A 13,389-nucleotide genomic window follows, 5' to 3' on the forward strand; every position below is an offset into this window, starting at 1 on the left:
CCTCTCATTCATTCCACCTATAAAGAAATTTCTAGATTTCCATCAAAGAAATAAAGGATTTTTTCCTCTAATGTTCTGTTTGTTAAACGCTCTACCGCTGCTGTATACAACGATATTTGCGTTTCATAGCGTTTTTTTAACATCGCTTCAGCTTCCTCTAATCCACCTGAGAATTTGCCAGTCACTCGATCTGTTTTATAATCAAGTAAATAGAGCTTGCCATCTGCTTCAAATAAACAATCAATCATTCCTTGAATGAGCACAGGTTCACCTTCTGCATCAATATGGCTGTATATCTCTTTAACCGGTAAAACCATACTAAACGATACTTCTCGTTTCACCCAGTCCGCTTTACGCAGTTTTTGACCAATAGCAGTAGAAAAGAAGGCCACAATTCCTTCTCGATTGATTGACTGGATTTGTTCATCTGTTAGTAAGTCTTTCTCTTTTAAAGAATGGAGCAGCTCTTCTACACGAGATTCATCGTATGGTTCATTTGAAGGAAGAGGGATATGCTGCATGACTGTATGCATGGCCGTCCCTTGTTCTGCGGCTGTGAGTGTTTTTTTCTTCATAAAAGCCGGTCGTTCGTACAATGTCGCACGAGCTTTTCGAACGGAAGAAGGCACACTGTATTCATCCTGTATTTCTTTCATTCTTTTGATCTCAGAAACTGACTGCTTAGTCCCTACTTGGGAGGCCGCTAAATATGGATAACGCCATGAAAGTCTTTCTTTTACTTCCTCCTCGTAATCGCCATATCCTTGAACAGGCACCCCTTCCATTAATGCTTGTACCACTTCGTCTTGTTTTTGTTTTTCAAGTGACATGTCTTCTTGTAGAAGATCGGACGCTTGATGAAAGGTGATAGAAAATGATGATGGATGAGAGAGAACGACTTCTCTCGATTCTTCTAAAAGAGATGACATCGCTTGATGGCGGATAAGAGCAGGGCCAATAAAATCTAAGTATGTTCTCGCTTGATAACGTTCAAAATCAGGGAGGAGCCAGTCGTCTCCGTTTGCGGCATTTTGCCACTTGCTTAAAGCTTTCACTTGATTTTTGACAGAGCCGACTAAAAATAATTTTTCCTTCGCCCTTGTGAGCGCCACATATAGAACCCTCAGTTCTTCAGATAATAACTCTTTTCTCATCTTTTTTTTCATCGCGATCAGCGGTAATGTTGCATAACTAATTCTCAGCTCAGGATGAATATATTTGCTGCCAAAACCTAGTTCTTTATCGAGCAAGTAGGACTGATTTAGATCCATCATATTAAAGTTCCTGCCAAGTCCTGCAGTAAACACAACAGGGAATTCGAGTCCTTTACTGCTATGAATGGTCATCATGCGGACAACATCCTCTGTTTCACTGAACGTTTTTGCCGCTCCAAGATCATCTCCACGCTCTTGCATTCTTTCAATAAATCGAAGAAATCGAAACAGCCCTCTAAAAGCAGCCTTTTCATACTGTTTTGCTCGATCATATAAAGCCCGAAGGTTTGCCTGTCTTTGCTTACCTCCTGGCATCCCGCCGACATAATCTAGATATTGTGTATCTCGGTACACTTCCCAAATCAGTTCTGCTACCGAATGCTGAATAGAAAAATCACGCCATTTGCGTAATTGAAGGAAGAAACGCTCCAGCTTTCTGCATGTTGGATGATCAGAGTGTGTCACACTCATAAATGCCTTCACAGCATCATAATAAGTACCTTTTTTATCACTGGTTCTAATCAGTGCCATCTCATTTTCGTCTAAATGAACAATAGGTGACCTTAAAACAGCAGCGAGCGGAATATCTTGATATGGATTATCAATCACTTTTAACAAAGAAAGAATGACAGATACCTCTGTAGCTTCAAAATAGCCTGAGGAAAGATTCGCATAAACAGGGATTCCCTGCTTCTTCAACTCTTCCATCATTTGCGGAGCCCACGGCATTGAGCGAAGCAAGATCACAATGTCTCGATACTGCAAGTTGCGGGTCAATTGCTGTTTTGCATCGTACACTTGAAAAGGCTGTTCTACCAATTCTTTTATTTTCTTTGCAATCACTCTCGCCTCAAATTGAACCGTCTCTAGCTCTTCTCGTTCTTCATCGCTTTCTGTGTCGTGCTGATCTAAATGAACAAGAAGCATTTCTGTCGTCGTGTCTTCGCTTTGCGGATAACTCGCTCCAAGCTTTAATTCAGCTTGTTCGTCATATTCAATTTCTCCAACCGTTTCTCCCATCAGCTGTTTGAACAGAAAGTTGGTACTGTCTAAAACATCAGCCCGGCTACGGAAGTTTTTATTTAGATCAATTCTTTTACCTGTTTCATTGCTGTCTGCTTTGAATTGTTTATATTTATTTAAAAAGAGCATCGGCTCTGCAAGTCTAAAGCGATAAATGGACTGCTTCACATCACCAACCATAAAGCGGTTGCCTTCGGCAGGATGTTTTCCTTTAGACACGAGCTTTAAAATCGTTTCTTGGACAAGGTTTGTATCCTGGTATTCATCCACGAGTACTTCTTCAAATTGCTGTTGATAGTATTTAGCCGCTTCTGTTTCAATGAGATTTCCTTCTGCGTCCTGCTTCGCTAAAATGCGCAAACAATAATGTTCTAGATCCGAAAAGTCTACGATTGATTTTTCTTGTTTTGCTCTCTCGAAACGCTCTCCATATTGAATCACAAGCTCTACAAGTGTTTCTACAACTGGCTTCATTTCAGCCAAGCTTTTTAAATGCTGATCGGGACTGCGCATAAAGTATTCATCTTTTAGCTTTTCTAATTGTTTTTTGGCTTGATTGCGTGCATCTGTTGCTTTTTCTAACAGAGCCGGGTCATAGTCATCCCCTTTGCAAGTCTTTAACCTTTTAAAATTGATGTTTGGCAAAAGCTCATAAAGTGTCCCAAAATCATCTTGATGCCTTATTAATTCATTTACTTGCTCTAAATCATCTATAAAATTTTCTGCTCTCGGTGCTGGACCTCCCGGCTCTTTTGATAAAGTGAGCGCTTGTTCCAGCAGTTCCTGACAGCTTCTTAAAACGAGAGAAAGGTCCTCTTTGATATATGGATAAAAGGGTAACTCTTCTACCTTTGTCTGTGTATCCACATCATAAAGAGAAAGGAATGCCCGCATCCATTGTTCGGGCGCTGGATGTGACCTAGAAAACTCATAAATTCTTTTGACAAGCCATTGAAGATCTAAATCATGCCGATCAGATGTGTAACGATCAACGAGTTCAAAGAATGACGGCTTTCCAGCCTTATACTCATCCTCAAACAGTTCATCTAACACTTCATCTCCTAATAATTCTCCTTCTGTTTGATCAGCCAAACGAAAACCTGGATCAAGGTCAATCTCATAATAAAAGGTACGGAGAACTTGCAAACAAAAAGAGTGCAAGGTAGAAATATTGGCACGATTCATAAGTGACAGCTGTCTCCGCATATGAAGTGATCCAGGGTTTTTAGATAGTTCTTTTTCAAGTGCTTCAGTGATCCGGTGCTTCATTTCTGCTGCTGAAGCATTGGTAAAAGTCACTACGAGCAGCCTGTCCACATCAACTGGCTGCTCAGGCCGAGTCATTTTTCGAATCAGCCGTTCAACCAAGACCGCTGTTTTTCCTGACCCTGCCGCCGCAGCAACAAGAATATCTTGTCCTTCTGAAACGATGGCGTTCCATTGGTCATCTGTCCAAGTACTGTTATTCGGTTTTGGTATTTGCATACTGATCCCCTTCTTTTTTGATCCGGTCTAACATGACATCATCCTTCTCAGAGGTGAGCACCCTAAATTCATTATCTTCTATTGATTCATCAAATTGGCAAATAGACTTAAAGGAGCAAAAGCGGCAAGGGGTTTGATCCTTTAATTTATATGGGTTTATTTCTACCTCACCGCTTGTAATTCTTTCTCCTGCCTCTTCAAAGGTTCGCCGAACGTGTTTTGTGAGAATGTGAAAATGATCTTCACTTAATACCGCAGAGTCAGATCGGAAAGAACCATCCTTTTTCAAACCAGCTTGGATGACTTGTGATCTTCCTGATTCGAGTGTTTGATCCATCAACTTCACTGCTTCCACATCTTCGAGCAATAGACCCTTCATTTTAAATTTCTTCAATATTTCCTGCTCAATTGCATCTTCTCCAAGCGGAATAGGCGCTTGAATCAGCGGGTCATGAATATGGAAGTATAAAATTCCTGCCGGTGTCGCTTCCATGCCAAGCCATTCTTTAGAATACGTAATGGTCAGGTCTAAATAAGTGAGCATTTGCAAGGCTAAACCGTAGTAAACTTCTGCTAGATCAAGCCCCTTCTCACTGGACTTATAGTCGACAATTCTTAAAAGAAGTCCTTTTGATCCTTCTGCTTTATCCACTCGGTCAATCCTTCCAACAAGCTCCATCGTGCAGCCGTTTTTTAATTGAAAAGTAAACGGCGGCAGAGGTCCTTGACCTCCAAAACCTAACTCAAGTCCAACCGGAGAGAATCCGCTCACTTTTGCATGTTCGCTTAATATAGAAGACACCCTGATGAGGATTTTTTGAAGCTTTTCTTTTATATAAGCATGCCGATTAGAGCTTAATAAAATTTCTTTTTGAAGACGTGGAGCCAGCTGTTCGATTGCATGCCTTGAGTAGGTCACACAATCTTCCTTCGTTAAGTTTTTCCAATCCTTTTTTTGTTCAACAAGCGTATCTGAAATCAGTTTTAAAGCCGAGTGAAAGAGCTGACCGATATCAGGTGCTTCTAATTTGTAAAATTGTCGATCTTTTAGTTTTAACCCGTGGGAAGCAAAATGAGAAAATGCACATGCATTGAATTTCTCCATTCTTGAAACACTGCCCTGAATATGGTCACCGTAAAGTTCTTTTGTGACATTCGGATTTAAACGTTTCGCTCTATTTGTAAAGAACAAGCTGGACATGATTTTTTTTGATACGTCGCGGTTGGACGAGGTCATCAAATGATTATATACACTCCACCATACGCCGCTGATCCGATATTGATTGAGCCATTGTTGCAGCTGCGAAACGGTATAGGATAACGAGACATGCTCGTTTGTTACAAATTTTAATTGCTCCTGATCATCCAACTGCTCTGGATCTAACACATAGAGGGCTTGCTGATGGTTTGGCATCAGTTCCTCACAATACTTGATAAGGGTCGAAGGCAAAAGAGACCGCCCTTCCGTATCTGAAGCTGAATAGGATACATACAGGTAGTGCGATGGACTGGACAACGCTTGATATATCAAAAATTGTTCATCCAGCAGCCGTTCCTTCCCTGTCTCTGCCAGCTCTGCTCCTGCCCGTTTTAACCATTCCCGGTCGTCTTCAGACAATACACTTTCATCAGAGGGCCGTGCAGGTATAACTCCATCATTTACTCCAATGACAAACGTACACTTTACTTGATACATTCTGGATAAATCCATACTTCCGATAAACACTTGATCAAGTGAAGGGGGAATCAAAGCGAACTTAAGAGAGGACAGTCCTGTATCTATCATCTGTTGAAATAATGGAAATGAGAGCTCCTCCTCGCCCAGCATTTCAACAAATTCATCCATCAATTGAATGACAGCATCCCACACTTGCCCATGCTGCATCGCTTCAGCTAACCTGCCTGCTTCTTCTGCCTCAAGCCTTGCCTTTTCAAGCTTTTCTGGCACTTGGGCTTCTTCTAGAAAAACATACACTGCCTCGACCATGTCGCTTAGCTTTTGCGCTTTTTTCAATCTTTTTTGCAATTGAAAGAGAGGCGGAACAATCCATTCTTTTACATCATTCAGCATTTGCTCCATTTCTATTTCTTGATCGGTTTGTCCAAAATCTTCATCTAGTGATTGGAAGCGGCGATAATGAAATCGTGAACCATTCGTCCAGCGTTCACCTTTTACACCGTAAGCAATACAATAGTTTTCAAGCTGATCCGCCTGTTCTCTCGCTTTGTTTTTAGCGAGTTCAAGCGGAAATAAGAACTCCGTTTTCACACAGCGAAACACCGCCTCATACCGCCAGTTCCCTTTTATGACATCGAGGCTCGAACGAATGAACTCAATGAGCGGATGATACTGCATCGATTCATTTCCATCAATAAAGAAAGGAATATCGTAATCTCGAAACACCTCTTTTAACGTATCTTTATAGTCGTCTACATGTCTTGCAACAATTGAGATATCTCGTAACCTAAGACCTTCCCCTCTTACTAAATCAAGAATATCTCTCGCTACTCCCTCAATTTCAGCTCGTTTATTTGCACTTTTCGATACGGTAAGGTGAGGCGTTTCTTCTTGATACGGCTGCAAAGGTCTCTGTTCATATTGATTTTCTAAATAAGCTAGATCTGGGGTATGAAAATGCCGCTTATTTCTCTCCAAAATGTTCTCAGAAATAGCCGCTCCGCACTCTTTGGCCAGCTGATAAAGCTGGGAATATGTCTTACCTGTCATGCGAAATAAATCAAGTTCATTTGGCTGCGTGTCATGATAGGAACGATCCACTGTGAATGCAGCTGTTATTTTTTCGGCATGTAGCAAAAGCTGTTCAATGACAAGAAGCTGCTGGGGGGTAAACTGATAAAAACCATCTATATAAATGTGTGCCCCTCTCAATTCTTCTGATAAAGGAATTTGCTGAGCCAGAAGTGTCAAGTAATCCTCTGAGTGCACATACTCATCTTGCAGATGCTGCTCCATCTGCTGATAAAGAACATGAAGATCATGCAATTTTTCCGCCGCACGTCTTTCTTCTGTATACTCTGAATGCATGCTGGATGCCGAGATTTTTTCAATATCCTCTGGCATCATACAGTACCTTTTGAATTCAGCCATCGTCTTTTCTATTTGCTCAACAAATCCCGGTTTATCACTCGCCTTTTTGAATACCTTAAACTTGTCTTTCTGTTCTTCTATTACTTTTCTTAAGAGCATTTGAATCCCTGTGCTTGTGACAAATTGACGGTTCGCACCGCCAGTCTGCTGTAATATAGACCAGGCAAGCCGAGTAAAACTAAAGACTTTGGCCCTGATCATTCCACCAGCTTCAGATGTTTTTGCAAGCTCATATTCCATTAAAAATGTCATTTGATCCGGGACTAAAAAAATGATTGGTGGACCCAGCGGATCAAGCCGAAGTTGTTCTTTGATTTCTTCTAGAATTGCAGTCGTTTTTCCACTCCCCGATCTGCCTGCTAAAAACTGAATCTCCACGTTCCACAACACCTTTCTTATGTACTCATATTCTAGCGAAAATAAAGGTAAATAGCTATTTTCCTATCACCTTCCCTTTCTCCTCCGATTGAAAAGAAAATAGGCACCTTTCCCGACTCTTTTCATATCATAAACCATCATGATCTAAAAGGAGGCTGGCAATATCATGTATTACGGTTATTATGACTACTCGCCATATGACATGCGCCAAAACACAAGGATCATTGCAGACCTTGAAAAGGCCATCAATGGCGAATATTCTGCGATCCAATGCTATGAAAAACTTGCACAAAAAGCAAAAAATCCTGAAGCGAAAAAAATCATTCAAGAAATACGTCAGGATGAAGTCAGACATTATCAGCTATTTACAAAGCTATACTATTCTTTGACTGGTAAAAACCACAAACCAAGCATAACAGAGCCTTGTCCAGACCAATTTAGGGAAGGTCTCTTATTTGCCTTTAAAGACGAACAAAAAACAGTCGATTTTTACTTAACGGTATCAGACTATGTCCGTGATCAAGGAACAAAGGAATTAATGAAGCGTATTGCTCAAGATGAACAGCAGCATGCTGTCTGGTTTCTATATCTTTTAACGCACCATGTTTCTTAGTTACCCCTATTTTAATAGGAGATCGTATGTTCCGTCAAAAAATGAAATTGCTTTTTTGCTCATTCAATATGTGAAATAAAGGGCTGTCATCATCAAAACGCCTCTTCGCTTTTCCTTTTTTAATGATAAAACGACCTTTTGACCATAAAAAAACTCCTCTGCTACAAATTGCAGAAGGAGTTTTTTGTTATTTAATGAAATTTTGCTTCATTGCTTTGTTGCTGTTGTTTTAACAATCCATCAATCGAAAGCATCTTGCTGCCACTAAGTGTCAAGTAAAGCGCCATGACCATTAAAGAAAGTTCAAATTCATAACCGCCCACAAACCCTCTTGCAAAACCAACTGTGATAATGGCTACAGCCATAATTGGCACAAATAAAGCTGCGAAAAGACGTGTGCCTAAACCTAGAATCAGGGCAATTCCACCAACCAGTTCAATTGTTTTGACAATATAGGCCATAAATTCTGGGACACCAATTTGACCAAAAAATGCCGCAGTGCCTCCTAGTCCACCTTGATATGCTTGAAGCCCATGTAAAAAGAAAATAATGCCTAAGATGACGCGTACAAAAAGTGTTCCTATTTCTTGATTTGTTTTCATATAGTGATTTCCTCCCATTTTTACACTACATCATGTAATGTTCATTCGTAAAAAAAATTAGTAATTTAAGTTGAGCATAATCATTAAGACCAACATGAGGATGGTTGATGTCACAATTGGGATAAGTGGTACATTGAACGGTATGTTGTATGTTGGGTTTAAGATTTTTTGGATTCTTAAATTCAATGCTCGATCTCCAAAGGACACGGCAAATTTCGTTTGTTTTTGAAACTGGGTTCTATTTTTAATGAGTTTCAAAAGGGCTTGCCCTACTCCTAGCTCAGTCCCTGTCTGCTGAATGGCATAGTCATCTGCAATGACCTCACGAAAAACGGAGTAACTTTGTCTCATATGCTTTAACACAGGAATGTACCAAATCACTTTCGTGAGCATAGAGAAAGTGAAAGTCTTTAAAGGATCGTAGCTGTATTTGTGATGTAATTCGTGATAGACAACAGCATCGATTTCTCCTTCATCCAGCATGTCTATAAGCGCTGTTGAGAGATACACTTTTGGCCGAAGCATCCCCATTGCGAAAGCAAGCGGTTCATGGCAATGAAACACAATGATCTCATTTCTATACTTGTCTGATAGACTTTGCGTTGAATGTTGATCGACTGCCATCATCATATTTCTTTTGAAATGAAGATACTTTCTGACCTGCTTTGTCATATAGAAAACGGCAAAACCAAGCGTATACAAGACGAACGCATCCAGAAAATACTTTAAAGGAGTGAATCCATAAAATTCGAGAACAGATTGACATACGTGGATCAGGTTATATGCTTGATTCCAGCCAAAAAAGCTTGAGAGTACATAATAGCCCATCTGGTAAAAGATCACTAAGCCAATCAATATACCGCCTAAAAACAGCAGACTCGACTTCATTTTAATCATGTCGTTTCTCCTCTTTTTTGGATGCAAGCCTTGCTTCGAGTACCTTCAGTAATTCAGGATCAGCACTTTCAATTGCGTCCACCATATGATTGACTGCAAGGGGGCCGAAATCATCCATCAGTCCTTGAGTAATCCATTTCGTTTGCTCATTTAGAAATTCTTCTTTTGTTAAAACAGGGTTATAGATAGATGAACGCCCTTTTGTTTTCTTTTCCACAATTCCTTTTTCGGTTAATCGATTGAGTACCGTCATGACCGTGTTGAAATTAATTGGCTTCTCATCTGACAGCTTCTGCTGTACCTCTTTAATCGGCATATCCTCACCTTGATAAAGGATCTCCATAATCCTTCCTTCTAAAGGACCGAAAAAGCGGTTCAATCCCTTTTCGTTATATTTAAAAGAAGGAATTTTCATGTCATCACCTCACACTAAGCATTGTAGTGTAATTGAAAATGATAGTCAACCGATAACAAAAATAGGGGAAAATCGTTGTATATTGTATTTGTTTTTGACAAAAATTATATGTCATTTATATCAAAAACAATCTTTTTTCTAACAGAGTTAACCATAAGATAATCTTATGAAAATACTAAAAAAATTCGTATTTTATTTATAGAGACTTTTGTATTATAGTGAAGATAACAACATTTCACTTACTGAACAAATATACAGGAAGAAGGTTTATACGTGATGAAGCAAGGAAACAGCCTTCGAACCGATCTCATTTTGATTGCGGTAAGCGGTTTAGGTGGATTCCTTTTGTCTCTAACAGGGATGTCTATCGGCTGGATGATTGGCACATTAATGACAGCTGCATTTATTGCCCTGCGCCGTCCCGCCCTGTTTCAGCGTAAAGGAAAGAATACCTTACGTATTCACAGCAGATGGCTACTCCTTGGTCAATTCATTCTCGGAATCGAACTAGGACAAAAAATGAACATGAAAGTCCTTCACATTTTCGCTGAAAATTGGCTTCCCGTGAGTTTCATGCTCGTCTTTTCTATTTTATTAGCCATGCTCTCCGGGTTTGTCTTATGGAAGCTGAGTAAAACAGATATGCTGACTAGCTTTGTCGGCACTGCCCCCGGCGGTCTTTCCGCTATGCCGGGCATCGCCCAAGAGGTTGGAGCAAATACAGCTGTAGTGAGTCTCGTACAAACGATACGTGTGTTAATGGTCGTACTGACCATTCCATTTACGGTATTTTATTTAAATACAAAAAGCCAATCAGATGTGGTAGTCGCCCAAGGCAGCGCCTTCTCATCAGGCGTTTTCACAATATCAAACATTTCTTGGACTGCTGCACTCATTTTAGGGGCATGGCTGATGTCACGCCTAGCCGTGCGTCTTCACTTTCCCGCCCCTTGGCTCATCGGCAGTATGTTAGGTGTGGCAGCTCTCCAAGTAGGGGCAGGCGCCTTGACAGGTCATGATTTGATTCCTTACTGGCCAGCCCAAGCAAACATTGCGTCACAGGTATTTCTAGGGGCAACCATCGGGTCAAAAATGAATAAACAAATGTTTGCCGGGTTAAAAAATACCTTGATTGTGGCAGTCGTCAGCTCAGCCGGATTGATTGCTGCGACCGTTCTCAGTTCAATTGCCATCGCAGAAATAACAGGTATTTCTGTCATTACAGCCATTCTTGCTTTTTCGCCTGGCGGTATTGCAGAAATGGCCACAACAGCTGTTACACTTCATGAGGATTCCACATTTGTTGTGGCTGTACAAGTCGTCAGAATTATTTTGGTCATCGCCATGCTGCCACCGTTTTTTCGTTTCTTACATCATGTCTGGGCAAAAAGACAGACTGATTATAAAACCGCTAAATAGAAAGAGCCGCTCTACTTATGCAGAGCGGCTCTTTTTTATTCATCATGATTCCTTTTTACACCGACTACTTGATCCTTTGAGATCGTTCCAAAATGCCGGCTGTCAAAGCTATGTATTCGATTATCTCCGATCACGAAGTAATGATTGTTTTGTATGTTCTGACGACCGGTGATGGCTTTCAGCTGAAAATCACCTGTTAGGACGTTGCCCATTTTATGTTTTTTCTGCTCTTTTAAATACGGCTCTTTCCACTTTACACCATCAACAAACAGTTGATCATCTTCATATTTGATTGTTTCTCCTGGAAGCCCAATGACCCGTTTGATCAAGATTTGATTTTTAGGGCCATGAAATAATACATAGTCAAACCGGCTAATTTTCGTGAGTTTTGGCGAGAACTTGTTAATTAATAATTCTGTTCCATCTGTAAATGTCGGGTCCATACTAACCCCTTCTACTTTGTACGTGACAAACATGAAATTCTTTACTTGGAACAACAAGACGATGCATGTAATAATCATGAACCATAGCAATGGCTTCTTTTTCATTAAGAGCCTCCTTTGTCCTCACGCTGACTCATCCGTATATTCAACCTATTTTCTACTCTCTTTCCAACATACCATAATAAAGCAATGACTAGAACCGCAAAAACACTTCTTAACGGATTCTTTACTAAAGCTGAAATGTCATAGCCGATAAAACTAATAATAAAGAGCATGACACACTTCCCTGATAAAGCAGCTAATGAGAACTGCCAGACGCTGATTCTTGATAGACCTGCTACGACATTAACGGCAGCAGAAGGTGTAAAAGGAAAGCAGAGTAAAATAAACAACGGACCAAATCCCCGCTTTTCAACCCAAAGCATTAGCTTTTGAATAGAAGGGTGTCTGCTAATAAAGTTCAACATCCTCATCTGTCCAAATTTTCTGATCAGTAAAAAGACAAGGATAGACCCTGCACTTGCACCAATCCAGGTCAATAAAAAGCCTTCCCATAGCCCAAAAGCATTTGCATTGGCCACCGCAAATGCCACGAGAGGTAAAAACGGTAGAAATGCTTCTATTAAAGGGAGTAATATAGCCACAATGGGTCCAAAAGCCTTGTAGCTTTCAAAAAATGATGTGATATTTTCATGAGTAAATATAGAAAGAAATAATGGCAACTTGTTTGACTCCTTCAAGGTTTGTCTATCTTTCATTTTACATGGAAAACATAAAAATATACAAATGAATCCCTCTCAGCCCCCCCTTGAGATTTTTTAACTCATCCGATATAATAAATAAGAACAAATGTTCTATATATAAAGAAAGCAGGCATGGACATGACGAGATTATCAAGCGTACAACTTCAGATGATGGAACAAGCCATCTTTCTTCCAATGGTCATCTCCATCCTCAATCGTGATTTGACGCACCTTAAAAAACATCAAACATTCAAACTAAATGAACCATATATTCAGCTAGTCACCTCTTCATTAAAAGAAGCACAAAAAGCCCTTTATCAACTGAAACAACAGTTACGTAAAGAAAAAATGAACGTACAGCAAATTGAACACGATGAAGGATTTACGACATATTTATTTCTGATCAATGGCTATGAAGAAAAGCATAAATATTTTAATCCCCGTATACGTCATCGTGTAGAGGAAATGCTCACCCATTATTTCCTCCATTCAGGAAAATAATATGGTTATATTTTACATTTATAGAAGGAACTCTTCACTTTTTGGCGAATTGATTATTATACCAAAAATTAGGAGGTTCCAACTCATGTTCAAAAAAATAACAGCACTTACCTTAGCAGCAGGATTACTTGTGCCAAGCACAGTGTCAGCATTAGAACCACTGCAAACAGGAAAACAAGCCCCAGCAGCATCTACACAAATAACAAGTGTAGCCTATACAACGGTTTCTATCGTTGGAAAACGAGTAAAGTTTGAAGTGAAAGCACTCGAAAATCCTTTCAACATGAATTACTATAATCGAATTGCTTGGACGAGTACGGACGAAGAGCCAAGTGTATTCAATGACAATATTCTATCGGTCATTGTCGCTAAAAAAACCGGACAGTCTTATCAAGTCTTTTCATACGAAGCGCTCACTTCGGTAAAGGACAAGATTGAATCAGGTCAAAAGGTGTATGGCTGGGCGCTTGCTTTAAATGGTGTGTGGTACCCAACGATGCCTGCAACCCTCTATTATTAAAAAAAGCCTGCCACAGCGGCAGGCTCT

11 protein-coding genes are annotated in these 13,389 nt (G+C 40.1%); 4 read left to right on the forward strand and 7 right to left on the reverse strand.

What is annotated here, in order from left to right:
* Window positions 1-17: 17 nt before the first annotated feature.
* Together addA and addB are read right to left on the reverse strand one after the other, a co-directional pair.
* Window positions 18-3,722: a helicase-exonuclease AddAB subunit AddA gene (gene addA / locus FXF70_RS11280; RefSeq protein WP_148780259.1), complete on the reverse strand. Its 3,705-nt coding sequence runs from the start codon at window positions 3,720-3,722 to the stop codon at window positions 18-20.
* A complete protein-coding gene (addB, locus tag FXF70_RS11285) occupies window positions 3,700-7,209 on the reverse strand; it encodes a helicase-exonuclease AddAB subunit AddB (RefSeq protein ID WP_146269911.1) in 3,510 nt (1,169 codons plus the stop codon). Before addB ends, addA begins: the two co-directional genes overlap by 23 nt.
* A 166-nt stretch (window positions 7,210-7,375) precedes the next feature.
* On the opposite strand from addB, the gene FXF70_RS11290 reads away from it, so the two are divergent.
* Window positions 7,376-7,822: a ferritin-like domain-containing protein gene (locus FXF70_RS11290; protein ID WP_007499129.1), complete on the forward strand. Its 447-nt coding sequence runs from the start codon at window positions 7,376-7,378 to the stop codon at window positions 7,820-7,822.
* A gap of 191 nt (window positions 7,823-8,013) precedes the next feature.
* On the opposite strand, the gene FXF70_RS11295 is transcribed toward FXF70_RS11290, so the two are convergent.
* Genes FXF70_RS11295 through FXF70_RS11305 form a run of 3 tightly spaced genes read right to left on the reverse strand, consistent with a single transcriptional unit; the run spans window position 8,014 to window position 9,736 of the window.
* Window positions 8,014-8,424, reverse strand: coding sequence for a DoxX family protein (locus tag FXF70_RS11295; RefSeq protein WP_008348626.1), 411 nt, complete (start codon window positions 8,422-8,424; stop codon window positions 8,014-8,016).
* Between the two features lie 57 nt (window positions 8,425-8,481).
* Entirely contained in the window at window positions 8,482-9,321 is an 840-nt protein-coding gene (locus FXF70_RS11300) for a M56 family metallopeptidase (RefSeq protein ID WP_017360221.1), read from the reverse strand.
* Window positions 9,314-9,736 (reverse strand): BlaI/MecI/CopY family transcriptional regulator, encoded by a 423-nt coding sequence (locus FXF70_RS11305; RefSeq protein WP_007499135.1) that lies wholly within the window; start codon window positions 9,734-9,736, stop codon window positions 9,314-9,316. Before FXF70_RS11305 ends, FXF70_RS11300 begins: the two co-directional genes overlap by 8 nt.
* A gap of 276 nt (window positions 9,737-10,012) precedes the next feature.
* On the opposite strand from FXF70_RS11305, the gene FXF70_RS11310 reads away from it, so the two are divergent.
* The gene (locus FXF70_RS11310; protein WP_148780317.1) at window positions 10,013-11,155 is read left to right on the forward strand and encodes an AbrB family transcriptional regulator; all 1,143 of its coding nucleotides are present in this window, start codon (window positions 10,013-10,015) and stop codon (window positions 11,153-11,155) included.
* 35 nt (window positions 11,156-11,190) lie between these two features.
* Here the strand turns inward: FXF70_RS11310 and lepB are convergent, their stop codons facing one another.
* Together lepB and FXF70_RS11320 are read right to left on the reverse strand one after the other, a co-directional pair.
* Window positions 11,191-11,703: a signal peptidase I gene (gene lepB, locus FXF70_RS11315; RefSeq protein ID WP_007499139.1), complete on the reverse strand. Its 513-nt coding sequence runs from the start codon at window positions 11,701-11,703 to the stop codon at window positions 11,191-11,193.
* Window positions 11,703-12,320, reverse strand: a complete 618-nt coding sequence (locus FXF70_RS11320) for a TVP38/TMEM64 family protein (RefSeq protein WP_017366969.1) — start codon at window positions 12,318-12,320, stop codon at window positions 11,703-11,705. The genes lepB and FXF70_RS11320 overlap by 1 nt, the downstream gene beginning before the upstream one ends.
* A gap of 159 nt (window positions 12,321-12,479) precedes the next feature.
* On the opposite strand from FXF70_RS11320, the gene FXF70_RS11325 reads away from it, so the two are divergent.
* Window positions 12,480-12,842, forward strand: a complete 363-nt coding sequence (locus FXF70_RS11325) for a YhjD family protein (protein WP_008348633.1) — start codon at window positions 12,480-12,482, stop codon at window positions 12,840-12,842.
* A gap of 85 nt (window positions 12,843-12,927) precedes the next feature.
* Window positions 12,928-13,362 (forward strand): hypothetical protein, encoded by a 435-nt coding sequence (locus FXF70_RS11330; protein WP_035700181.1) that lies wholly within the window; start codon window positions 12,928-12,930, stop codon window positions 13,360-13,362.
* The last annotated feature ends 27 nt before the right edge of the window (window positions 13,363-13,389 follow it).

It is taken from the genome of Bacillus sp. Y3 (assembly GCF_008123875.1).
Classification (GTDB): Bacteria; Bacillota; Bacilli; order Bacillales; family Bacillaceae; genus Bacillus; species Bacillus altitudinis.